We start from the raw sequence: 24,449 nt of genomic DNA on the forward strand, positions 1-24,449 counted from the left end.
CAGGCATCATAAAAAATCCGCCTTGTCCATTTTCCGTCCGATGCGGCAGGCCGCATTGATGAGGCCGACATGACTATAGGTCTGTGGGAAGTTGCCCCATTGCGACCCGTCGGGTGTAGCATCTTCGCTATAGATGCCCAGGTGGTTGCTAAAGGTGAGCAGTTGGTCGAGGTTGCGAATGGCGTCATCAAGCCGGCCCACACAGGCCAGCGCGTCGACATACCAGAAGGCACACACCAGGAAAGTGCTCTCGGGGAAACCGATGTCATCGTAGTGTTTGTAGCGGTAGAAGAGGCCGTTGTCCGTCAGCAGCTCTTTTTCCAGGGCAGCAATATGGTTTTTGGCCTTGTCGCCGTCGTGGTCGAGATAATCCATCGTGATCATTGCCAGCGTACCGGCATCGAGGTTTGCCGAGCCGATGGCCTGCGTATACAACCGGCGGCGGGGATCATAGGCTTTATCCATCAGTTTGTCGGCCGCCTCAGCCAGTCGCAGGGCCTTTCGCATCAGTTCCTGGTCGCTAAAGATGGCGGCGATCTTATGGGCCGCCTTCGCCCCGGCCCACTGGAACAGCAGCGAGTAGGTGTGCACCTGTACTTCGTTGCGGAATTCCCAGAGACCCGAGTCGGGTGTACCCAGGGTACGCTCTATCTGCGCCAGCAGCCACGGAACGATCTTCTTATAGCTGCTCTTTTTCTGGAAGATGATCCGTTTGTCCGTATACAGGGGCAGCAGGCTGACCAGCACTTGTCCGTATACATCATGCTGGGACTGGATGTAGGCCTTGTTCCCTATCCGCACCGGCTTATTGCCCTGGTAGCCGGGGAGATCGAGGCTCACCTCAAAGAGCTTTCTATCGCCCGCAATGGAATACAGCGGCTGCAGGGAGTCGGTAGAATTCACCAGGATGTTGTAGATGTAATCGAAGTATTTTTCCAGCTCTTCAAAGTGCCCGATCTGGTTAAAGGCCCGCAGGGTATAGTGCGCATCGCGAAACCAGCAATAGCGGTAATCCCAGTTGCGGGTGCTGTCATGGAATTCCGGGAGGCTGGTAGAACCCGAAGCGATGATGCCACCGGTGTCTTCGTACTGATGCAGTTTTAGCACGAGAGCCGAACGGATGATCTCGTCCTGGTAGATATCCGGCAGATAACAGCTCTTCACCCAGGTCTGCCAGTCTTCCGTTGTCTTGCGGATAAACCCCTCCGCCGTCTCCTTCAAAGGAGCTTCCAGCGGCTCACCATAGGTGAGAACACAATACCGGTCCTGGTCGAGGATAAAAGACTTTCCTTTCTGGACATAAATAAGCGGGACATCGGTGGTAAGGCGTACTTGTTGTTCCAGGTTAAGAAAACGGATGTGATTGCTGGCGATAACCGACTCGGGAACGATCTTTCCATAATCACCCCTGGGCTGGCAGCAGACGGTGATGGCCGGAGAGCCTTCCAGCCACTCTATCTTCCTCACCAGCATAAGCGGCCGAAACTGCCGTTCGTAGATACGCATCCTGGGCGCACAGTCCTTTACGAGAAAGCGGCCGTCGTTACACGTGAATTCCGTGCAAAGCACATTGGTATTGGTAATGTAATATTGTCGCGAACTATAGCCCTCATGGGTGGGGCGGATGGAAAAATGACCGCCGTTTTCCTCGTCGAGCAGCGAGCCGAAGAGAAAGCTGCTGTCGAATCTCGGAAGGCACATCCATTTGACATCCGCCATGGTGTCGATATAGGCCAGGTAAGAGCAATTACCAATGACCCCCATGTTGTATTTATGAATCGGCATACTTTTTCTCGGGGAGCTGAACCTGCGGCTCACTGGTCAGGGTATTCAATATGGGTAATACCTGCTGCTGCGACAGGATAGTATATTGAGCCGCCGAAGCGCCGTTATTCACCTTTATAGTATAAGCCTCTCCTTCCAGCGCCTTGAACATATCTTCATCTGTGGTATCGTCACCGATGCACAGCACAAAGTCGGGGTCCATCTCCCCCACGATCTTTAAAGCGGTAGCACCTTTGTCGAATCCGGAGATGCGTACCTCCACCACCTTATTGCCGTCTACCACTTGTAAGGTGGTGTTCTGGATGAGTTGGGAAAGGGTGTTGAGCAATTCCCGGCTCCGCGAAAAGCCAAGACCGGTCTGGGTATTCCGGTAGTGCCAGGCAATGGTATTCGTCTTTTCTTCGATGAAGGAACCGGCGCAGCGAAGGACGAAGAGCTGCATGATGCGGCGGATCTCATCCTTCCACAAATCGGATACGGACACCATCTGCTGCCAGGTTTCGCCCCGCATCTTGAAGCTGGCTCCATGCTCGGCCACCAGCGTAATGTTATATTCACCAAGCCAGCGGTCGAGCGATGATACGTCGCGGCCGCTGATGACGACTACATGATTTTTAGCGTCGGAAGACAGCCGGGAAAGTAACTCTTTCACTGCATTGTCAGGGGCTGCTTCCGATGGGATACGGGAGAAGGGGACCAGGGTACCGTCGTAGTCGAGCAGCAGACAGCGGTTATGGCTTCGTTCATAGCGCTTGTGGATGAGGGTGATCACTTTGTCATCCAGCAGCTTTACTTTCTGTTTCTGCTGTTCCTGTTTCACCTGTGCTAATTGATCTATAAAATCGTTCACCCATTTAAAGACATCATACTCCTGGATACGCCGTTGCATCAGGGAAATGCGGTTGCGCTGCTCGTAAAGGGGCATGGCCAGGGCGCGGGTAATGGAAGAAGCCACATCGGAAGTGTCGGTGGGGTTCACGAGGATGGCCTCGCTCAATTCGCTGGCGGCGCCGGCCAGTTCGCTCAGGATCAGGACTCCCTTTCCCAGGCTGCTGGCCACATATTCCTTGGCAACGAGGTTCATCCCATCGCGCAGCGGGGTGATAAGGGCCACATCCGCCGCCTGGTACAGCGCGATCAGCTCTTTAAAGGAAAGATGAGTATACCGGTAGATGACGGGCTGCCAGGCGATGGTGGAGAACCGGCCATTCAACGTACCGATCTTTTCCTCGATCATTCTTTTCCGTTCGTTGTAGGCCGGTATCGTGTCCCGGGACGGTACTATATTGAGGATAAAGACCATTTTCTCCTTCCATTCGGGATAGCGGTCCAGGAAGTACTCGAAGCCGCTGAGCCGGTGCATCAACCCTTTTGTATAATCGAGCCGGTCGACGGAAAAAATGATCTTCTTATCGCCAAAATTAGCTTGGATGTTATTGCGCAGTTCCTCCACCTCGGGGTCTGCAACCGTCTGGTGGAATTTGTTATAGTCGATGCCGATGGGGAAGAGATCGATGCGGACAAGCCGGTCCTGGTATTGCAGGTTGTGAAAATAGCTGTCGACACCCAGGAGCATTTTCACCGAATGAAGGAAATGCTGTACATAATCATAGGTATGAAACCCGATGAGATCGGCGCCCATCACGCCCTGAAGGAGTATTTTTTTCCATTCGGTGGGCAGTAGCCGGAAGATCTCGTAAGACGGGAAGGGAATATGGAGGAAGAAACCGATGGTCGCATCAGGCTTTTTCGCCCGCAGCAGATGCGGCAGGATCATCAGCTGATAGTCATGTATCCACACCTGGTCGTCCGGCTCGAGCAAGGGGATGAGCTTTTCGGCGAACAATTGATTCACCTGTACATAGGCGTCGAAAAACTGGGATTCATAGTTGGCCAGGGAGTTGAAATAATGGAACAGCGGCCACAAAACGGAGTTGGAAAAGCCGTTGTAATAGTTGTCGTACAGTTCTTTATCAACAAAAACAGGGAGGATGCCGAAATCCTGTTCCGCGGCCTTGGCCGCGACCAGCTGGTCCCAGTCTTCCTGGGGAAAATCCGCTACACCCACCCACATTTTCCCCGTTATTTCCGGTCGTTGGGCCGAGGCATTCTCGAAATAGCTTTTTATCGCAGAGACCAATCCGCCGGAGCTTTGTCGAAGATTCACCTTATCCCCCTCTTTATCCAGGGAGAAGGGAAGACGGTTGGATATGATGATTAATCGGCCCATAAGAGGTTCCTTTGTTCGGGAGGTTCATTTTGCCTCTATTCAACAATAGGGCCAAGAATGGGCCAGAAATAAAAGAGCCGCCCGTGCGGGCGGCTCTCTGAACAAATTGTTGCGCGCGTCAATGGGTGCGCAGACCCGGGCGCTGGCTGTTGGAGGTAACCTGGTAGTTTGCCGACAAAGCAGCGATCTCGTGGGGGGTGAGGACACGGTTATACATCCGGATATTGTCTACTGCTCCATCCAGGTTCACCGGGTCGTTGACCCACCAGCCGCCGACAACGACCTGGGATGCGGGACAAAGCAATGCAGCAGTGCCGGTGCCGGTCTTTGAAGAAAGGAGATGACCGTTGATATAGGTCTGTATCGTCCCCCGGTGGTAGATGACGATCAGGTTGTACCAACGATCGAGTTGAGGGGTGAACCCGGTGGAGTCGGCGACATCCGCTGTAGTGTTGACCGCATAGTTGCTACAGCCGAGGGTAACGTCGGAGACCCCATTAAGCAGAATGGAGGGAGCGGACGGTATATTGTTCCCGTACTCGAACGAAGGTCCCAGCGCGGTGTTCCAGTCGATCATGCTCAGGTAATCATGCCGTACGGATTCATCCACCGTCATGAAATCCAGGGAAGTACTAAATGCCGTATCGAATTTGATGGAACCATTGTTCGTAACAAGGAGCACCTGGTTGGTCCCATTGGCGCCAAAAGCATTTTTGGCATACCCATGCTCGTCATACGTCAGACTTGCTCCATTGAGGGGCGTGGTCGGATTGCCATTCCCGCTGGAGTCGGCCATATTTCCCGTGAAAGGCAGATAGAGCAGCAGCCCCTTCTTAAGATTCACGGTAGAGTCCGGCTTCGAAGCATACAACGTGTCGGTCAATGTTGTTGTGTCATTCTTGATGACAGTCACGGTATCATGCACCGGCGGCGTAACGGGGTTTTTGTTACAGGCAATGGAAAAAACCAGTAGGATGAGACCACTGATGATGGTTACGGACAGGATTTTAGTACGTTTCATAAAGGTTATCAGTTAAGTTATTAGTGCCAAACCTAATACAAATCCCCTTAAGATGCAACCCGAAGCAACAACCGTGTCTTCTAAAGGAACAACCGCGTCATCTACTAAGATAAGTGTGTCGATCCGACCGTTTACGCGCGTCAATGCGAGCGCAGACCCGGCCGCAGACTGTTGGAAGTAACCTGGTAACTGCTCGACAACACTGCGATCTCATGCGGAGTGAGGACGCGGTTGTACAGGCGGATGTTATCCAGCTTGCCGTTTAAGCCCTGCGGGCCGCCATCCCACCAGGCGCCGATGATGACCTTTGAAGCCGGGCACAATTCAGCCTGGGTACCGGCCCCCACCTTTGTGGAGATTAATGTCCCGTTGATATAGGTCTGCAACGTACCCTTATGATAAATAACGATACCATTGTACCAGCTGCCCGCAACGGGAATGAAGTTGGTGGAGTCGGTGATGTTGTAGTTGTTGACGGGACCGTAGTTATTGCAGCCAAGGGTGATGTCCCCCGAGCCGCAAGCCAGGTAAGGCAGGGTAGCCAGGGTGTTCCCGAAATTAAAGCTCGGGCCATAACCGGTAGCCGGGTCGACCATGCTGATATAGGTTTCGGGCCGGGAATCATTCACCATAAACCCTAGCGAGATGGCCCAGGCCGTGTCGAATTTTATAGACCCGTTGTTGGTGACATAGATCTTTTGGCTGCCATTGGAGCCGAAAGCGCTGTTGGCATATCCATGGGCGTCATACGTCAACACAGAACCGACGGCAACGGTGGGGTTGTTGTTGCCGCTGGAATCGTTGATATTTCCCGTGAAGGGCAGATAAAGCAACAAGCCCTTGGTCAGGTTGACAGTTGAATCGGGCTTGGTGCCGTAGATAGTATCATTCTTAATGATGGTATCATTCTTGACGACCGTCACCGTGTCGTGAACCGGCGGTGTTTCTCCGGGGTTCTTTGTACAGCCAAAGAAAAAGACCAAGAGGCAGAAGCATAGAGCTGCGGCTGCGGAAAGGATTTTCATACGATTCATGGTAGTTATAAGTTATTAGTTGTCAAATTATGAAAAAACCCCCTGATGGGGGCCCTTTCTTCAGATTAATTAGGAGGTATAATAGCTAATGGAAAAGCATATTACCCACCAAAACTACAAAATGCCTTAATATATAAAACACCGTTTCACCAACGTGTTATTTACAGAATAAGCGTGCATTATGCACCCATAACCGTGTTACCGCCATGGTCATTTCAGCCGTTCGCCCAGGTCCAGGCCATGCCGGCGGGCGGTGTCCCTGGCAACTTCATAGCCTGCGTCAGCGTGCCGGATTACCCCCATGCCGGGGTCGTTGCGCAGTACGCGGCCAAGACGGGCCGCCGCTGCAGGCGTACCATCCGCTACGATGACCATACCGGCGTGAATGCTATATCCCATCCCTACCCCTCCACCATGATGCAGGCTTACCCAGGACGCCCCGCCGGCCGTATTGACCAGTGCATTCAGCAAGGGCCAGTCGGCTACGGCATCGCTGCCGTCCAGCATCGCTTCCGTTTCCCGGTTTGGCGAAGCCACAGAGCCGGTATCCAGGTGGTCCCTGCCAATGACGATGGGCGCTTTTACCGCGCCTGTGCGTACCAGTTCGTTAAACGCAAGCCCGGCTTTTTCCCTTTCCCCCTGGCCAAGCCAGCAGATGCGGGCCGGCAGCCCCTGGAAGGCGATCTTTTCCTTTGCCAGTTTCAGCCACCGTTGCAACGATACATTGTCTGGAAAAAGCCTGGAAACGACCTCGTCAGTCACAGCAATATCGGCCGGGTCGCCGCTGAGCGCCGCCCAGCGGAAGGGGCCCTTTCCTTCGCAGAAAAGCGGCCGGATATACGCCGGTACAAAACCCGGGAAGTCAAAGGCATTGGCCAATCCCTGTTCTTTTGCCCGCGCCCTCAGGTTATTGCCATAGTCGAAAGTGATGGCGCCCCGGGATTGCAGTTCGAGCATGCATTCCACATGACGGCGCATGCTCCTGTAGGCATAATCGATATATTGCTGCGGGTTCTCCCGGCGCAGAACAGTGGCCTGCTCATAGGAAAGCTCATGCGGCCAGTAGCCGATCAGCGGGTCGTGGGCAGAGGTCTGGTCGGTGAGCGTGTCGGGAATGCAGTTGCGCTCCAACAGGCGCTCGAGAAGGTGGACAGCATTACAGTGAACCCCGATAGATAGCGGTTCGCCTCGAGTCCTGGCGGCCAGCGCGAGATCGATGGCCGAATCAATGTCCATCATCTTTCGGTCAAGATATCGCGTCTCCAGCCGCTTGTCGATTCGCCATTCCTCCACTTCCGCAATAAGGGCGACGCCTTCATTCATAGTGATGGCCAGCGGCTGGGCCCCACCCATGCCCCCAAGGCCGGCGGTAACATTGAGCGTCCCCCGCAGCGACCCCTTGAAATGCTTTGCCGCCGCGGCAGCGTAGGTCTCATAAGTTCCCTGTACGATACCCTGGCTTCCGATGTAGATCCACGACCCTGCCGTCATCTGGCCATACATCATCAGGCCCTTCTTCTCTAGCTCGTCGAAATGTTGCCAGTCGGCCCATTTGGGTACCAACTGGGAATTGGACAGCAGTACGCGCGGTGCGTCGGGGTGGGTACGGAGAACGCCCACCGGTTTACCGCTCTGGATCAGCAGCGTCTCGTCCGATTCGAGTCCTTTCAACAGCCGGATGATGTTATCCAGGGCTTCGAAATTGCGGGCCGCCTTCCCGCGGCCGCCATATACAATGAGTTCGTCCGGCCGCTCGGCCACTTCGGGGTCGAGATTGTTCAGCAGCATCCGCAAGGCCGCTTCCTGTATCCAGCCTTTGCAGGTGAGTTGTGTCCCCCTGGGGGTCCTGTATTTCACCGGGTCATAACGTTGATAGGAAACCGTATTCATGGCGGCGTGATTTTTATCAGATCCCAAAATCTTTTTCAAAACCGGCATTCAGCTCGATGCCTAATGCCCGGGAAAACCTGTTGCAGTAGTTGACAAAGGAAAAATCCCGGATGATGCGATGCAGTTGCCGGATATCCTCTGCAAAGATGCGGTCTTCGCTGGCAAATCCGACAAAATTCCGGACAAATTCATGCGCTGCTTCCAGGATGCCGCTGCTTTTCAGCGGGCGGCGGAATTCAATGGCCTGGCAGGCGCTCATCAATTCTATGGCCAGGATGTATTCCAGGTTGTCCAGCACCTGGCTCAATTTCCGCCCGCTGATGCTGCCCATGCTGACATGGTCTTCCTGGCCGAGCGAAGTGGGGATGCTGTCGGCGCTGGCCGGAAAGCAAAGGGTTTTATTCTCCGTGACAAGAGCGGCCGTGGTATACTGGGGGATCATAAAACCGCTGTTCAGGCCAACGTTGCGCATCAGCAGCAGGGGCAGCCCCCATTTACCTTCCAGCAGCAGGTAGCAGCGCCGGTCGGAGATGTTGCCGATCTCCGCCGCAGCCAGACAGGCGTAATCCAGGGGCAGGGCCAGCGGCTGACCATGGAAGTTTCCGCCGCTGATGGTATCGCCCTCTTCGAGGATGATCGGGTTGTCGGTGACGGAATTCAACTCCACTTCCGTCAGTTGCCGCAGGTGTAGCCAGGCATTGCGCGAGGCGCCGTGAACCTGGGGCATACAACGCAGGGAGTAAGGGTCCTGCACCCGGCCGCAATCTACATGGCTTTGCATGATCTCACTGTTGCCAAGCAAAAAGCGAAGGCGTTGGGCGACGAGGCTGTTGCCGGCATAGGGGCGCAGCCGGTGTAATCTTTCGTCAAAAGGCGCCTTTGTACCCGTAAGCGCTTCGAGGCTCATAGCTCCGATGATATCGGCGGCTTCCAGGCAATTATGCAGCCGTTGTACTCCCTTGACGGCGTAGGCGAGGATAAACTGAGTCCCATTGATAAGGGCCAGTCCCTCTTTTGGGCCAAGCTGCACCGGCGCCAGGCCATATTGCTCCAATACCTCGCGGGCTGGACGGCGGACACCCCGGTGAACCACTTCGCCAAGCCCGATCAGCGGGAGGAAAAGGTGCGACAACGGGGCCAGGTCGCCCGAGGCGCCCACCGACCCTTTTTCAGGAACCACGGGAATGACGTCTTCCTCCACATGCCAGAGCAGCCGCTGCAACGTTTCCCATTGTACCCCGGAATACCCTTGGGCCAGGGCATGGATCTTGGTGATCAGCATGATCCGGGCTATTTCGGTGGGGACGGCATCGCCCACTCCCACGCTATGACTTTGCAGGATCTTATGTTGCAGGATGCGGGTGTCTTCTTCGGATATCTTCGTATGCGCGAGTATCCCAAAGCCCGTATTGATACCGTACACCGTCTTCTGCCGGCTAACGATATCGGCCACCTGCGCCTGGCTCGCCCTTATCCTTTTTTCGGCGGCGGGGGAAAAGCTTCCCCGCAGGGAGCCCGATGCCAGCCCGATGACGGTGCCTATTCCCAATACATCGCTGCCATACTGAAAGTTAGTTGTATTCATCAAAAGTTATTCTCCAACAAAAATAATTGGTTTTTACCTACTTGGGCGCCAGGCTATTTTAACAACCGGCGCAGAAATTCTTCCCTGCGGCGGCTGGCGACTTCGATGACACTGCCATCTTCCATCACCACAGAGCCTCCCCTGCCCTTCTGGTATTTTTGGATCCTGGCAAGATTGATGATATGGGAGTTATGGATGCGGCAAAAGATGGCCTCCGGGAGCACATCTTCATAATCCTTTATGGTCCGCGTTGCGACTATAGACTCACCATTGCAGAGGTTGATAGTCGTATAGTTGCCCTTGGCCTCGAAGCGGAGGATATCCTGCACCGGGACAAAGGTCAATCCGGTGATGGTAGGGATGGCCATTTTTTGCTGCGACAGCTGCAGCATGCCCACATTCTCCAGCAATATCTTCATTTGCTGGGCGAGGTCCTGCGACATCGGCTTTTCCTGTACCCTGTCGATGGCATTGCGCAGGTCGTCGATGTCCACCGGCTTGAGCAGATAATCCACGGCGCTATACTTGAAGGCCCTCACCGCGTAGTTGTCAAAGGCCGTCACGAAGATCACCTGGAAATCCAATGGCTGCAACTGGTTAAGCAGATCGAATGCATTCCCCTGGGACATCTCGATATCCAGCAGGACAAGATCGGGTTTACATTCCCTGATAAGCGTCCTGGCGGATTCCACTCCATTTGCGGTGCCTACGATGCTTACCTGCTTGCAATAGGTTTCGAGGAGGCGTTGCAAGACTCTGATACTGTCGATCTCATCATCAATCAAAACTGTTCTGATCATATTAGTCATTTTCTGCGAAAAGGTGAAACAAAGGAAATTCTATGACCACACGGGTACCCGTCGCCTGACCGGCATCATCTTCCAGGTCGACGACCTCGATACGAATCGGATCACTATACTTGGCATTCATCATCCGTACCCGGTCGGCCGTGAGAGACATACCCTTCGACTGGTATTCAATATGCTCCCGGGTCTTAAAGGCGGCCGCCCTTTTGCGGCCGATACCATTATCTTCTACAATAACGAACAGGCAGTTTGCGGAGCTTCGAAATTTGATATGAATGTACCCCCTTCCTTCCAATTTATGACGAAGACCATGGCGCATGCTGTTTTCCACATAGGGTTGGATCAACATCGGCGGAACGACATACGGACCTCTGTTCAGTTCGGGATCTGCTTCAATGTAATAATCCATTTTTTCTTTGAACCGGAGCTTTTCGAGGGAGAGATAGCCCGACAGGTAGTCGATCTCGTCGGCTAAAGGGATGAAATCCTTTATGGAGTTCTGTAAGGTCGACCGGATAAGCCGTGAGAAACCGGCGATATATTTATTGGCAGCAAAAATATCCTGGTCGAAGATGTATTGCTGGATGGAGTTGAGACAATTGAAAATAAAATGCGGGTTCATTTGCGCCTGCAGGGCCATATGCTCCAATTCAGACATCCGCCGGTTGATCTTTTCTGCTTCTTTTTGCCGGTTGCGGATCTGCCGGATAAGCAACGAAACCAAGAGCCAGGTCAGCAGCAGGAATGCCGCCAATACCAGGAGATAGAGCCAAACAGATTGCCACCAGGGTGTCGCTACGGTAAATCGTAACGACAGGACACCGCTTTTCAACCCAAACTTATTGACGGCTTGCAACTGGAGTTCATACTTGCCGGATGGCAGCGTAGGATATTCCAGGAAAGTCTCTTTCGTCTCCCGCCAGGTACTGTCAACACCCAGCATGCGATAGTGATAGGTAATATCTCCCGCCGACCGGTAGGAAATGGCTGCAAATTCCAGCCGGAGAAACTTGTCTTTATAGGGAATGGACAGGGATGCCGTGTCATCTATCTTGTTCCTGTTCTCATTGAATACGGACAAAAGATGTAACCGGCAGTCCTCACTCACATTCGGCTTCGATGCATCGAAAAAGCTGAGCCCGGCAGGCGTCCCCACATATACCATCGAACTGTCCGCGTAGACAACATTGATGATATCCGAAGGCAGCCCGTCCTTTGACGTGTATTGTGTGATGGGATACCCCGGTTTGTCCAGCCGGATAACATTCAGCCCCTTGTCCGTACCCACCCAAAGCCTTTCGCCTTTCAGGAAAAGGTTTCTGCAGATATTGCTCGTAAGCCCCTGTTGCCGGGTGAGGGTTACGATGACACTATCGTTGCGGTAGCCGAGGACCCCGCCACCACCGGAAGCGACCCATATCATGCCGGTGCTTTCACCTGCCATGGCGGTGATGCGCTGGCGGAAAAATGCAGCTTTTCCACCCAGATAGCTTACCGAACGGTCGGGATGCACCCGGTACAACCCGTTGAGCGTCCCGATATAAGCAGTATCGTACCGGGCAAAGACAGCAGTCGTTCTTTCCCGCCAAAGGGTATCGATTATCCTCAAGCTACGTCCGGAAAACACTGCCGCACCCCAGTTGTAGCCGACAAGCAGATCACTGTTGGCTTTCTTACAGACCGACTTGATACCACCCGGCCTATTTGTTATTTCACGAAAGGTCTTCCGCCCCATCCACACGAAACCATAATCCGAACCATATATCAGTTTGTCACCGACGGTGTCGATAAATAATACCCGGTTACTATAGTTCGTGGTAACCGGGTTGTTCGTCAGCCGCAGATCAGGCATATGGAACCCGAATAACAAATTCTGGTTATTCCCAACCCAGATATCGTTGCCGATCCGGACAATGGCATGGATCGAGGAGTATTTACCAGCGCTGGACGGTATGGTGATCGTTCTGATATTGGAGTTCAATCGATAGATGCCCTGTCCCATTGTACAGAACCAAAGATCACCCGATTCATCCCTGAATTCCCTGGAAACCGGTAGTCCCGGCAAATACTGTTTGCTTTCCCCTGAATATAAATTATACTGCAGGGCGCCGGTGGTTTTATTGGTAAATAGCAGGCTATCCTCCAGGATGCAATAGAAAATATGCCTATAGGGCTTACCTTCGAAAGGAAGACGTATCTCCCGGCCATCCGCGAGGGAATGGATGACGAATTCGTCCAACGATCGCCGGGCCACCAGCCAGCTGGGGCTTAAGGCGACGAGGGGCGCTATGGAATCCCGGATTTGTGTCTGAGCGATACGCCGGAAATGGGTCCCTGTCAACTCGTAAGCCGTCCCCTGCACCTGGATATTAAAATTGCCCGCCCTGCTGCGGCTGGCCACAATACAATTCCGGATGGGTCGCCCGTCGACCGAGTCTAATCGCAACGCGTGGCCTTGCGTATCGATGACACAGAGGGAAGTCTGTTGCTGGATCAGGATATCGCCCGCAGCATCTTCCGCAAAATTGTAGGTAACCCCTTCCAGGGTTAATTTCCGCAATACGGAGTCATTATCCTGGTTATGGATCTTACCCTTATAATAATAACAAACAGATTTCCGGAAAGGCGCCATCCATACCCGGCCCTTTGAATCCCCGAACAGCTGAATGATCTCGATGTCCGGAAGACCATCGTCGGTAGTAAAATTCTTGAAATGTGTACCATCGAACCGGCTTACGCCCGTTTCGGTACCTACCCAGATGAACCCGTCCTTATCCTGCGTAATGCAATATACCGTAGAACCTGCCAACCCATCCTGGATATCATAATGGTTGTAACTGTATTCCTGGCCCATAGCCGGCCAGTAACAGAACAAGAGGAAAGCAAGGATCATCCGGCAATTGCGGCTCATCTAATTTTTATTTCTCTGCGGGTTCATAAAATAATGGGAATTCCAGCACCACCTGCGTGCCCGCCGCCTCTCCCCCGGCATCTTTCAGATCGGTGACGGATAGGCGGATATTGTTGTTGTATTTTGTATTCAGCATGCTGATGCGGTCCCCGGTGAGGGACATCCCCTTCGATTGGTATTCGATATGTTGCGGGGTCTTGAAGGTTGCGGCCTTCTGCCGGCCAATACCGTTGTCTTCTACGATCACCACCAACCCGGCGTCCGCCTTCTTGAACCGGAGCCGGATAAGGCCCTGGCCATCCGTCTTATGGCGGAGACCGTGTCGCATACTATTCTCTACAAAGGGTTGTATCAGCATAGGTGGCAGGACATAGTCGTCCTTGTCAATGTCAGGGTCTACTTCTATAAGATAATCCATTTTCTCCTTAAACCGCAACTTTTCCAGTGACAGGTAGGTATTGAGGTAGCTGATCTCATCGGAAAGAAGGATAAAGGAATCGGTTGAATGTTGCAAGGTACTCCGGACAAGCCGGGCAAATCCGGCGATATATTTATTGGCCGCATAAATATCCTGGGAAAAGACATAATGCTGGATAGAGTTGAGACAATTGAAAAGAAAGTGAGGATTCATCTGTGCCTGGAGGGCTACGCGTTCGGCATCCACGATCCTCGCGGTGAGTTGCATTTTTTCGTCCTGCCTGCGCCGGATGGTCCGGATACGCCAGGAAACCAGCAACCAAACCAGCAGGAGGAAGACTGCCAGGCAAAGCAGCCTGAACCATGTCGTCAACCAGAACGGGGTGGCGACGTCAAAGGGCAAGGTCAGCAGCGGGCTGCTGATGCCAAATTTGTTCACAGCCGACAATTGAAACACGTAATTGCCGGATGGCAGCGTGGGATATTCCAGGAAAGTCTCTTTCGTCTCCCGCCAGATGCTGTCAAGACCCAGCATGCGATAGTGATAGGTAATATCTCCTACCGACCGGTAGGAAATGCCTGCAAATTCCAGCCGGAGAAACTTGTCTTTATAGGGAATGGACAAGGATGCCGTGTCATCTATCTTGTTTCTGTTCTCATTCAACACGGACAAAAGACGTAACCGGCAGTCCTCACTCACATTCGGCTTCGACGCATCGAAAAAGCAGAGCCCGGCAGGCGTCCCCACATAAACCATCGAACTGTCCGCGTAGACAACATTGATGATATCCGAAGGCAGCCCGTCCTTTGACGTGTATTGGGTGATGGGATACCCCGGTTTGTCCAGCCGGATAACATTCAGCCCCTTGTCCGTACCCACCCAAAGCCTGTTGCCTCTCAGGAACAGGTTTCTGCAGATATTGCTCGTAAGTCCCTGTTGCCGGGTAAGGGTGACGATGACGCTATCCTTCCTGTAGCCGATGATGCCACCATCATAAGAGGCGATCCATAGCATGCCCGTACTGTCAGCCGCCATGGCAGCAATGCGTTGTTGGAGGAATCGGGTCTTCTCTCCAAGGTATTTAACCGAACAGTCGGGATCTACCCGGTACAACCCGTTGAGCGTCCCGATATAAGCAGTATCGCGCCGGGCAAAGACAGCAGTCGTCCTTTCCCGCCAAAGGGTATCGATCAACCTCAAGCTACGTCCGTCCAACAACGCCGCACCCCAACTGAAGCCGACAAGCAGATCGCCATTGGCTTTCTTACATATCGATTTGAAGCCGCCGCCTATTGCCGCATTGAGATTAGTCGCCTTCCGGCTTATCAGCGACACACCAAAATCCGAACCGATAAGCCACCTCTCGGCGACAGTGTCAATAAAAAGGATACGGTTCTTGAAATTCGGCCGCGGACTACGATCTTCCACCTTAAGATTCCGTACATTGACACTGAGCAGCGAATTATGGTCATCCCCGATCAAAAGATCATCACCAAACAGGCTGATGGCATGAATAGAAGGGTTGTTGGTGCGACCAGTGTGGATGGGTATCATTCGGATATTGGAATTCAACCGGAATATGCCCTGCCCCATCGTAGAGAACCAAAGGTTGCCCGATTCGTCTCTGAATGCCCTGGATACCGGCTGGCCTGGCAGCAATCGTTTGCTCTCGCCGGTGTAGAGATTATATTCCAGGGCGCCGGTAGCTTCATTGGTGAAGAGCAGGCTGTCCCCGACGAGGGAAAAAGCGATGTGCTGAAAGTAGGGACGTGCCCATGTGCGGTTCATCTCCCGGCCATCCCGGAAGGAGTGTATGACACATTCGTACCTCGGTGATATCCATAATACCCAGTCCCTGTTCATGGCGACCATATTTGGAGAGGCATAGTCCTTTTGAATGGCCATCGAGGAAACGGGCCTGAACCTATTCACAGTCAATTCGTAGACCTGTCCCGCCATCTCGATATTGAAATGACCCGACCGGCTGCGGCAGGCGGCTATACAATCCCGGATGGGCCGGCCATTTATGGAATCGTATCGTACCGCACGTCCCTGGTTGTCGATCACATAGAGGGAGGTGCGCTGTTGTATCAGGATATCACCGGCAGCATCCTCGGCGAAATTATCGACGGTTTCCCCCAGATGCAGCTGTCGTAACACCGGATCATTCTTCTGATCGTGGATCATGCCCTTATAATAAAAGCACACCGATTTCCGGAAAGGCGCCATCCAAACCCGGCCCCTCGAATCTCCATACATCTGCAGCACTTCAATATCCGGCAGACCATCTGCGGTAGTGAAATTCCTGAAATGCGTGCCGTCGAAACGGCTGACGCCTGTTTCGGTGCCCAACCAGATAAACCCATCCCTGTCCTGGGTGATACAGTATACAGTAGACCCAGCCAGGCCATCCGGGACATTATAGTGCGTATAAGTGTATTCCTGGCATAAGCCTGAACAGCAGGCCAGGAGCAGCACAATGATCAACGGGCAGGCAATTCGGTTCAGCACAGGTGACAATGGTTATTTCAATAATTTACTCAGGAATTCCTCTCTTCGGCGGCTGGCGACTTCGATAACGCTGTCGTCTTCCATGATAACCACCCCGCCCCTCCCCTTCTGGTAGGCTTTGATCCGGGAAAAATTGATGATATGAGCAGTGTGGATGCGGAAGAAGGTCGCCTCCGGCAGAATATCCTCATAGTCCTTGATCGCCCGTAAAGCCACGATGGATTTGCCGTTGTTGAGATAGACTGTAGTACGTTTTCCGATAGCCTCCAGGCGAATGATATCCTGCAGGGGGACAAAGATCAGACCGCTGACAGTAGTCAGCGCTATTCTTTGCTGGGCTAACTGAAGGTCGCCGAAATTCTCCAGCAGTATCTTCATTTGCTGCGTCAGATCCTTTACCCCCGGCTTCTCCTGGGCCCTGACGATCGCCTTTCGCAGGTCGTCGATATTGACGGGCTTGAGCAGGTAATCGACCGCACTGTATTTAAAGGCCCGGATAGCATAATTATCAAAAGCCGTGACAAAGATGATCTTGAAGTCCACCGGCTGCAACTGATTCAGCAGATCGAAGGCGTTACCCTGTGACATTTCGATGTCCAGCAAGGCGAGATCGGGTTTCGTCTCCCGGATCATCCCGATGGCCTGTTCCACCCCGGTGGCCTTGCCGACAATACTCACCTGCGGACAATATGTCCCCAGCAAGGTCTCTAACGTTCTGATACTATCCACTTCGTCATCTACCAAGACGGTTCGGATCATACTTATCTTTTTTAAGGGTTGTTACAAATAATGGAAATCTCAGCACCACCCGGGTGCCGGCCGGCCGGCCATCCTCGTATGAAAGGTCGACAATCTCGACTCCGATGCCTTCGCCGTAGAGCGTATTCATCAACCCGATGCGCTCTGCCGTCAGCGCCGTACCCCTGGACTGGTATTCGATGTGTTCAACGGTTTTGTAGCCCGCGGCTTTCTCTCTGCCGATGCCGTTGTCCTCTACTACAAAGATGAGGCTGTCCGGTGAAGACCTGATGTGTATCCGGATATGGCCCTTTCCATCCTGCTTATGCCGGAGGCCATGACGCACACTGTTCTCCACATAGGGCTGTACGATCATCGGCGGGATCATCACCATCGCCGTGTCGATACCTTCTTCCGTCTCGATCGAATAATTCATTTTATCCTTGAATCGCAGCTTTTCCAGGGAAAGGTAGGTGGAAAGGTAGTTGATCTCTTCCGCCAGCGGGATAAAGGATTGGCTGGAATGCTGTAAGGTCGCCCGGATCAGCTGGGAAAACCCGGTGATATAGCGATTGGCCGAAAAGATATCCTGATCGAAAATGAATTGCTGGATGGAATTGAGACAATTGAAGATGAAATGGGGGTTCATCTGCGACTGAAGGGCCATATGCTTCATCTCGCTCATTTTGCGAACCAGCAGCTGTTCTTCCAGCTGCCGGGTTCGGAAGCGTTTTATCCGAACGGCCGCCACCACCCAGGTTAGGGCGACAACGCAGACCAGGACGGAAACGATGAACCAGGCCGTCCGCCAGAAAGGGGTCGCCACCACAAAATGCAGGGATAAAGGCCGGCTGTGGACGCCGGACTTGTTGATAGCCGTTATCTGCAGGTCATATTCCCCGGACGGGAGGGTGGGATAATCCAGGAAAGTCTGACGGGTGGTTCTCCAGGCGGTATCCAGTCCGGCCAACCGGTACTCATAGGTAATATTGTCTGCCGACCGGTAGGAAATGCCGGCATATTCGAAATGGATATTGTTTCCCCTGAAGGACAGCTGTAGATGATTCGTATCGCCCATCCTGCCGGCACCGGAAACGGTGATGTCCAGCCACGAGAGCCGGCAGCGGCCTGCATCGTCCGCCTTCGATGAATTGAAGGCGCTTAATCCGGCGGGTGTCCCGACGTATACCATCGGGCTATCCACGCAAACAGTATTGATCACGTTGGATGCCAGGCCATCATAGGCCGTGTATTGGACGATCGGCCTGTCGGAATGAGCGAGATCGATCCGGTTCAACCCTTTATCGGTACCCACCCATAGGTAATCGTTCTGCAGGGTCAGGGTCCGGCATAGATCGCTGGTGAGTCCCTGTTGCTGGCCGATCCTGCGGACGACCCGGCCATCCTTTATCCCGACGATGCCGGCTTCGTCATAAGAGGCGATCCATACGATGCCGGAATTCGATTCGACGATGGCGGCTATCCGCTTCCGCAGGAAGGGGATGTCCTTACCCAAAAATTGGTTCTGGTGATCACCCGTCAGGCGATAGAGACCGTTCAGCGTACCGATATAGGTAGTGTCCTTGTGGTAATAAAGGGTTGTTGTCCGTTCCTTGCAGAGGGTATCCACTATCCGGAAAGACCGGAGATCGATCAGGAAGGCGCCCCGGCTACTGGCCACAAGCAATTGCCGGTCGTTCTTCAGCCAGCCACCCTTTACGTTTACGTCGGATTCCAACTGCGGCCGCGGCCGCCGGGTCCAGGCCTCCAGCGAAAAATCAGAGCCGTAGAGCATCCTTCCATCGCTAAGCGTATCGATATAGAGAATGCGTTTTAATTGCTCCCTGGGTAGGAATCGGACACCCAGATTAGTAAGATCGGGCACGTGGAACCGGAAGATACTGTTGCGGTTGGTCCCCACCAGGAGTTGATCGCCGATCTTTTTGATCGAGAATACCGAACATAAACCGGATTGCGGTTGCCGGAGAATGAATTTACGGAAAGCGTCGGAATTCAGCCGGTAGATGCCCTGGCCGATGGTCGTGAACCAGGTGTTACCGTCGTCGTCACGAAAGACACGCGATATCTCTACTCCCGGCAGGAACCGCCTGGTACGACGCCCGCGCAGATCGTATTCGGTAGTCCCGGTACCTTGATTGATATAGATGAGGGTATCGTCCAGGACGGTATATGACACATGCCAGTCACTCCTGGGGGGATGGGGGACCTGCCAGACCTCTCCGGTGATCAGCGACCGGGCCACCGTCTTCATATAGCGGGTTCTCCATACGACCATATCACCGCTGAGGCAGATGTAGTTCGGTATTATTGAGGCGGAGGCGGTCAAACCGGCCAGGGTCGTGAAGACGCCCTTCCGGTATTCATAGATGGAATCCATTTCCTGTACGAGGAAATTCCCGTCCCGGCTGCAAGTGGCTGCATCGGAGAGAACAAGCGGCCTGTGATGAATGGAATCCACTTCTGTGCAGTGACCGTCGGGGCCCAGCAGGTGAAGGGCCGAACTCTCCTGGATGAGGATATTGCCCGCCGCATCTTCGGCAAAAGATTGAACATTCCCGGTAAAATGAAGATCATGTAAGAAGGGATCGTTATCCTGGTTGTAGATCTTTCCCTTGTAATAATAGCAGACCGATTTGCTGAAGGGCGCCATCCAGACCCGCCCCCGCGTGTCCGTGAACATGATCAGCACTTCGATATCCGGCAATCCGTCCACCGTAGTAAAATTCCGGAAATGCGTACCGTCAAAACGGCTGACGCCGGTTTCGGTGCCTACCCAAATGAATCCATCCTTATCCTGGGTGATACAATAAACAACAGAACCGGCCAGTCCGGCCGAGACATCATAATGCGTATAGCTGTACTCCTGAGAAAAGGAGCAGACAGGCAGCAACAGGGAGAGTAAGCTCGTGAGGAACAAGGCATCCTTCATAAGACCTTATAAAAATAAGGTTTATTTCGGAGGATGACAGGAGTTTTGGACACGACTACCCCTACGTTTTTACAATAGTTTCGACACTGAGTCCATGAATACCTATAAGGTCTCTTACCAAGGCGGGACAGGATTACTCCACAGAAGAAGACGGGTATTTCCACCAGGTAAAAAAATAATTGAACGAGGAACCAGCCGGCCCCAAACTGCTTGCGTATCCGGACGAAGTTGGATAACATAATCTGCAACCCTTTACGGTCGTAGAGGTTGTAATACCCCTTGCCATCGGAACCAAAAGTCTGGTTGGCCGTCTCACCTTGCAGGTGTACCACTTTCAGGTCGCCATAGAGACAAAGGCGGCCGGTCTTTCGTATCCTGGAGCACCATTCGGCCTCTTCCGCATAAAGGAAAAAATCTTCGTCGAGCAGACCCGCCTGATCGATGGTGCTGCGCCTGACCATGAGGAAGGCGCCATTGATCCAATCCACCTCGATGAGGGCGTCGGTATCTGCCACGTGCGGAGCCTCTACCCGGAACCATTCCCCTGCTCGTTTGATCAGCGGTCCCAGGTATGGCAAGGGCAACAGGTAGTTGAGCCCTCCTTTCATGAAATAATTGCCGGATATCTGATGGGTTCCATCGGCGTTCAGCAGCTGAACCCCGGCAGCTGCATAAGGTGATGCCATTAGCCGGCGATAACAGGTTTCGATCACCGTTGCGTCCGGAAGTGTGTCCCCATTCAACAGGAGGATAGCGTCTCCGGTAGCCTGTCGTATCCCTTCATTGTTGGCGCGCGCAAACCCGGAGTTATAGCTCATCCCGATCCAGCTGATCCGGGGGAATGCGGAAGTGATGACTTGCCGGCCGTCGTCGCCAGATGCATTGTCCACCACCAGCACTTCGAATTCCCGCGCTTCGGCGCCCCTGTAGAGATGCTCCAGGCAGTCCAGCACCAGGCGGGTCGACTTGTAATTGACGATGATAATGCTGAGCGACATTACAGGCTTCCGGTTAATCTGTTAGACAAATAACTTCCCAACATCCATGCTTTGGAAAAGACGCCAATGCGCAAAAGCCGGGGAGAGAAGATGCGCTGCCACCGGATCATCCGCCCGATCGCCACCGGCAGTGACTGCTGGCCCGCCGCCTGCTCCAATTCCTTTTCGTCCCTTATCCGCGCATTGCGAAGAAATCTCCACCACTCGTCATAGTCGGCAATCCGCCTGAGGGTTCGGGTACCTCTTTTGTCAAGCCAGTGCAGCTTCTCCGGGATCAGCCTCGCGCGCAGAAAAGGGACATCATGGCTGCTGCTGATGCCTTCCGCGCCAAATTCGGCTATGCAAACAGCCACAAATTTTGTCTTTACCCATTCAGCAGTAAAGCATCGCAGATTGAAATCCCAGTCGGCGTGCAGCCTATACTGCAGGTTAAATTCACCGAGCCGTTGAAAGAGTTCCTTTCTGTAGAATGCAGCCTGGTGCGAGACATTCCTGCTCAGCAATTTTTCCAGCGTGAAAGGGCCGTCATACAGACCTTTATAGCTGGGACTGATGACGTTGCCATACAGCAGATGGCAGTCCCTGTTGGCCGGTTCCTCGAAAAGGGCCGCAACAACGGTATCCTTGTACAGCCAGTCGTCACTGCCGAGAAAATAAAGCCACTCCCCCCTGGCCATCCGGACCCCTTTGTTCATGGCGTCATATACTCCCTTATCCGGTTCGCTGACCCATAAGGTGATCTGGTCTTTGTATTTATCCAGGAGGGCGAGGGTCCCGTCCGTCGATCCACCATCGACAACGATATATTCTATCTCCTTCCAGGTCTGATTTATGACGCTGGCGATCGTCGTCTCCAGGGTAGCGGCCCCATTAAAAACGACGGTGATGATGGAGATCAATGGCCTGCTCATTTACCCGGGATTTTGATCTTTGGAGGAAAGAGCACCTTGCGAAAGTCCAGGAACAGTTCGAACAGGTTGGGATAATTCACCGAGATAAAGTATTTCCGCCGCCATTTCCGCATTGGCGCCAGCCGGAAGAACCGGCGCCTGAATTGTTCAAACTCGGGGCTTTTTACTCCAAGGGTTTGGTGCATCTTCTTTATGGAGATGGCATATACCGTCATATCCCTGCCGATGTAATGGGTGATCGCCTGCCGGATTTCCGGCGTGATACTCCCGGAGGGCATCCGCTCCTCTGTCCAGCGGATAAAACCTTCCGGAGCCTTGTAGATACTCTCATAATTGGCTGACGAATAGCTGTAATTGTCATCGTGGATCGCCCGGTTGCCAAGGGAGGTATTGATATGGACGCAGCCGGCTCTCGATCCGCTCAAAAGAAGATAACTGCAATCGGCCAGATGCGGAGTGCCATAATCCGGAAAGCCGCCAATGGAAAGCGCTATCTCCCGCTTTACGATCGCAACCGACCATAGAAGCCCGCCGGAAAACCGGCCATCGAGGAAAGCCAGGGGAAACTCCCCGGGGCTGAAAGTCTTCACTGCCCCCAATTCCCAGTCGGAAAGACTGGAATTCATTCCGACATGCGCTTTTGCCATCCTCGCCTGCAGGAGGCCACCGAAGAAAGTGTCATGGCCGCCAATGTACATTCCATAGCCCGGATATTGGATGGTAAGATCGTGCAGCACCTGCAGCATCTCCGGATATACAGGATCGTCATCGGTGATCATGACGATGAATTCGCCCCTTGACCTTTCGATGCTCTTGTTGAAGCTGGCTACCATCCCAAGATTTGCTTTGTTGGGGTAATACCGGAAACGCGGATCCTGCAACTCCCCTACCACCGATGCGGCGCTTTCTTCCGGATCGTTGTCGGAGATCACCACCTCGAAGTCGGTGAAGGTCTGCATCCTTATCAACGCCAGGGTTTTGCGGAGAAAGCCGGCGCGCCGATAGGTGCTCATACAGAAACTGACCCATGGTCTGCCATTGTGAAGAGGCGGCATACTATTCTTGTCTGTCATCGGAGTCTTTTCAGGTATCCGTCGGGCGCTACACTTATCAGCAATTTGTTCTGGATGGCGCGATCGATCTCAAAATTCCTGTTCTGCCGGAGAAACTCCTGGGCCGCGCTCCAGGGGTTGTCGCCCTTTTTCCAGGGCCGGCCGGGCAGGTAGCCGTCGGGCATAAATTCCACTATCGTATCAAACACGACAACATAGGACCCCACAGATACCAGCGACGCATAGGCCTCCAGTTCGCGGAGAACATGATCATGGGTGTGATTGGAGTCCAGTACTACGATGATCGTATTGTAGTCTTTTGCAAACGACCTTACTTTTTCGATCGTCTCCGGGGCGATGGAAGAGCCTTGGATCATCTCGATCCTTTTGTACATCGGATGGTTTTCGATCTCCTTCCGGTTATGCTCCCGGATATCGATGTCGATCCCCAAAACCTTCCCTTTGCCAATGAGTTCGAGCAGGGAAGCGTAATAAATAAGCGAGCCGCCGTGGGCGATACCGGTCTCGATGATCAGATCGGGTTTTATCTCCCAGATGATCTCCTGCATAGCGATCATATCCTGCGGATATTGGATAATAGGACGACCCATCCAGGAAAAATTATACGAGTACTGCGCCTTGTTGGATGCCACATTAAAGCCTTCGGCGGCACTCCGGAGCGCTTCGTTGGAGCCATTGTCTGCTACACGCTGCCGGCTTTCCTCGATAAATTGCAAGATCGGATTACTCATGCTGTATGATAGTTTTTAGTTTGGACGCATCGCCCCAAAACCGGAAGGGTTCATAGTCGGGGTAAGCATAATAGCCGAGGTTCAGGTCGATCGATCGCTGGCTTCGCCGCAGGTGGTCTTCCACCAGCTGTCTCACGGTAACCGGTAAGCCGCTGCAACAATTGACGATGCCGCTCACCTTATCCTGACGGGCTATCTTTACGATGTATTCCGCTACCTTCTCCACCGGGAGATAGTCCCTCACCTGCTCGCCCTTGCTCATATTGAATACCTTATCTCCATTGGCCAATGCCTTGTCCAATTGCGAAAATAAGGAATTCGGATTTTGCCCCTTGCCATAAATGTAAAATAATCTCACCCATTTCAGTAGAAAGGAGTGTTCTTTACCCAGGTGCTCCAGGAAATGGCGTAGCTGGTCCTTGGCCTGTGCATAGGGATTACCGGGCTCGGCAGGCAGCTGTTCAGAAAGACATCCTTCCTGCATCCCATATTCCAGGCATGTTCCGGTGACCGTGAGATCGCTCAGGCCATGTCCGACGAGGTTGGCCAGAAAGGCGCGATGCCGCGGCAGGTTCTCTTCCAGGTGGAAAGCCGAACGATAGTTGGGCAGGCCCTCCCAGGCCAGATGGATCATCCGGTGAGGCTTACCCAGCAGTTGAAAGAGATCGGCAGCCGCATCGATCCGGGCGAGATCGAAGGGAATGTATTCTACTTCCCCAAACCAGGGTTGTTCCTGCGCCCGTTCGGGATGAGCGGAAGTAGCGATGACCGAACAGCCATCCTGCAGCAAGCGGCGGATCACATACCCGCCGATGAACCCCGTCGCTCCGGTGACCAGTATTCTTTCCATAATGGGA

Annotated in this window: 16 protein-coding genes; all 16 read right to left on the bottom strand. The window is 53.3% G+C overall.

What is annotated here, in order from left to right; translation table 11 throughout:
• Positions 1–6: 6 nt before the first annotated feature.
• Positions 7–1,785, bottom strand: a complete 1,779-nt coding sequence (locus IEY39_RS03345; RefSeq protein WP_188928515.1) for a glycoside hydrolase family 15 protein — start codon at positions 1,783–1,785, stop codon at positions 7–9.
• Positions 1,772–4,015, bottom strand: coding sequence for a bifunctional alpha,alpha-trehalose-phosphate synthase (UDP-forming)/trehalose-phosphatase (locus tag IEY39_RS03350; protein ID WP_188928517.1), 2,244 nt, complete (start codon positions 4,013–4,015; stop codon positions 1,772–1,774). The genes IEY39_RS03345 and IEY39_RS03350 overlap by 14 nt, the downstream gene beginning before the upstream one ends.
• 118 nt (positions 4,016–4,133) lie before the next feature.
• A complete protein-coding gene (locus tag IEY39_RS03355) occupies positions 4,134–5,036 on the bottom strand; it encodes a LamG-like jellyroll fold domain-containing protein (protein ID WP_188928519.1) in 903 nt (300 codons plus the stop codon).
• A 140-nt stretch (positions 5,037–5,176) separates the two neighbouring features.
• Positions 5,177–6,070, bottom strand: coding sequence for a LamG-like jellyroll fold domain-containing protein (locus IEY39_RS03360; protein ID WP_188928521.1), 894 nt, complete (start codon positions 6,068–6,070; stop codon positions 5,177–5,179).
• A 210-nt stretch (positions 6,071–6,280) separates the two neighbouring features.
• Positions 6,281–7,960, bottom strand: coding sequence for a urocanate hydratase (gene hutU, locus IEY39_RS03365; protein WP_188928523.1), 1,680 nt, complete (start codon positions 7,958–7,960; stop codon positions 6,281–6,283).
• A 16-nt stretch (positions 7,961–7,976) separates the two neighbouring features.
• A complete protein-coding gene (hutH, locus tag IEY39_RS03370; RefSeq protein WP_188928525.1) occupies positions 7,977–9,545 on the bottom strand; it encodes a histidine ammonia-lyase in 1,569 nt (522 codons plus the stop codon).
• Between the two features lie 53 nt (positions 9,546–9,598).
• Positions 9,599–10,345 (bottom strand): LytR/AlgR family response regulator transcription factor, encoded by a 747-nt coding sequence (locus IEY39_RS03375; protein ID WP_188928527.1) that lies wholly within the window; start codon positions 10,343–10,345, stop codon positions 9,599–9,601.
• Position 10,346: 1 nt separating this feature from the next.
• Positions 10,347–13,262, bottom strand: a complete 2,916-nt coding sequence (locus tag IEY39_RS03380) for a sensor histidine kinase (RefSeq protein ID WP_188928529.1) — start codon at positions 13,260–13,262, stop codon at positions 10,347–10,349.
• Between the two features lie 7 nt (positions 13,263–13,269).
• Positions 13,270–16,191 carry a sensor histidine kinase gene (locus IEY39_RS03385; RefSeq protein WP_188928531.1) on the bottom strand — a complete coding sequence of 974 codons (2,922 nt, stop codon included), beginning with the start codon at positions 16,189–16,191 and terminating at the stop codon, positions 13,270–13,272.
• A gap of 12 nt (positions 16,192–16,203) precedes the next feature.
• Entirely contained in the window at positions 16,204–16,950 is a 747-nt protein-coding gene (locus tag IEY39_RS03390) for a LytR/AlgR family response regulator transcription factor (RefSeq protein ID WP_188928533.1), read from the bottom strand.
• Entirely contained in the window at positions 16,925–19,879 is a 2,955-nt protein-coding gene (locus IEY39_RS03395; RefSeq protein ID WP_188928535.1) for a sensor histidine kinase, read from the bottom strand. The genes IEY39_RS03390 and IEY39_RS03395 overlap by 26 nt, the downstream gene beginning before the upstream one ends.
• Positions 19,876–20,877 carry a glycosyltransferase family 2 protein gene (locus IEY39_RS03400; RefSeq protein ID WP_188928537.1) on the bottom strand — a complete coding sequence of 334 codons (1,002 nt, stop codon included), beginning with the start codon at positions 20,875–20,877 and terminating at the stop codon, positions 19,876–19,878. Before IEY39_RS03400 ends, IEY39_RS03395 begins: the two co-directional genes overlap by 4 nt.
• Positions 20,877–21,788: a glycosyltransferase family 2 protein gene (locus IEY39_RS03405; protein ID WP_188928539.1), complete on the bottom strand. Its 912-nt coding sequence runs from the start codon at positions 21,786–21,788 to the stop codon at positions 20,877–20,879. The genes IEY39_RS03400 and IEY39_RS03405 overlap by 1 nt, the downstream gene beginning before the upstream one ends.
• Entirely contained in the window at positions 21,785–22,861 is a 1,077-nt protein-coding gene (locus IEY39_RS03410; protein ID WP_188928541.1) for a glycosyltransferase family 2 protein, read from the bottom strand. Before IEY39_RS03410 ends, IEY39_RS03405 begins: the two co-directional genes overlap by 4 nt.
• Entirely contained in the window at positions 22,858–23,592 is a 735-nt protein-coding gene (locus IEY39_RS03415; RefSeq protein ID WP_188928543.1) for a cephalosporin hydroxylase family protein, read from the bottom strand. Before IEY39_RS03415 ends, IEY39_RS03410 begins: the two co-directional genes overlap by 4 nt.
• Positions 23,585–24,442, bottom strand: coding sequence for an NAD-dependent epimerase/dehydratase family protein (locus IEY39_RS03420; RefSeq protein WP_188928545.1), 858 nt, complete (start codon positions 24,440–24,442; stop codon positions 23,585–23,587). Before IEY39_RS03420 ends, IEY39_RS03415 begins: the two co-directional genes overlap by 8 nt.
• Between the last annotated feature and the right edge of the window lie 7 nt (positions 24,443–24,449).

Source organism: Puia dinghuensis, from assembly GCF_014642875.1.
GTDB classification, from domain to species: Bacteria; Bacteroidota; Bacteroidia; order Chitinophagales; family Chitinophagaceae; genus Puia; species Puia dinghuensis.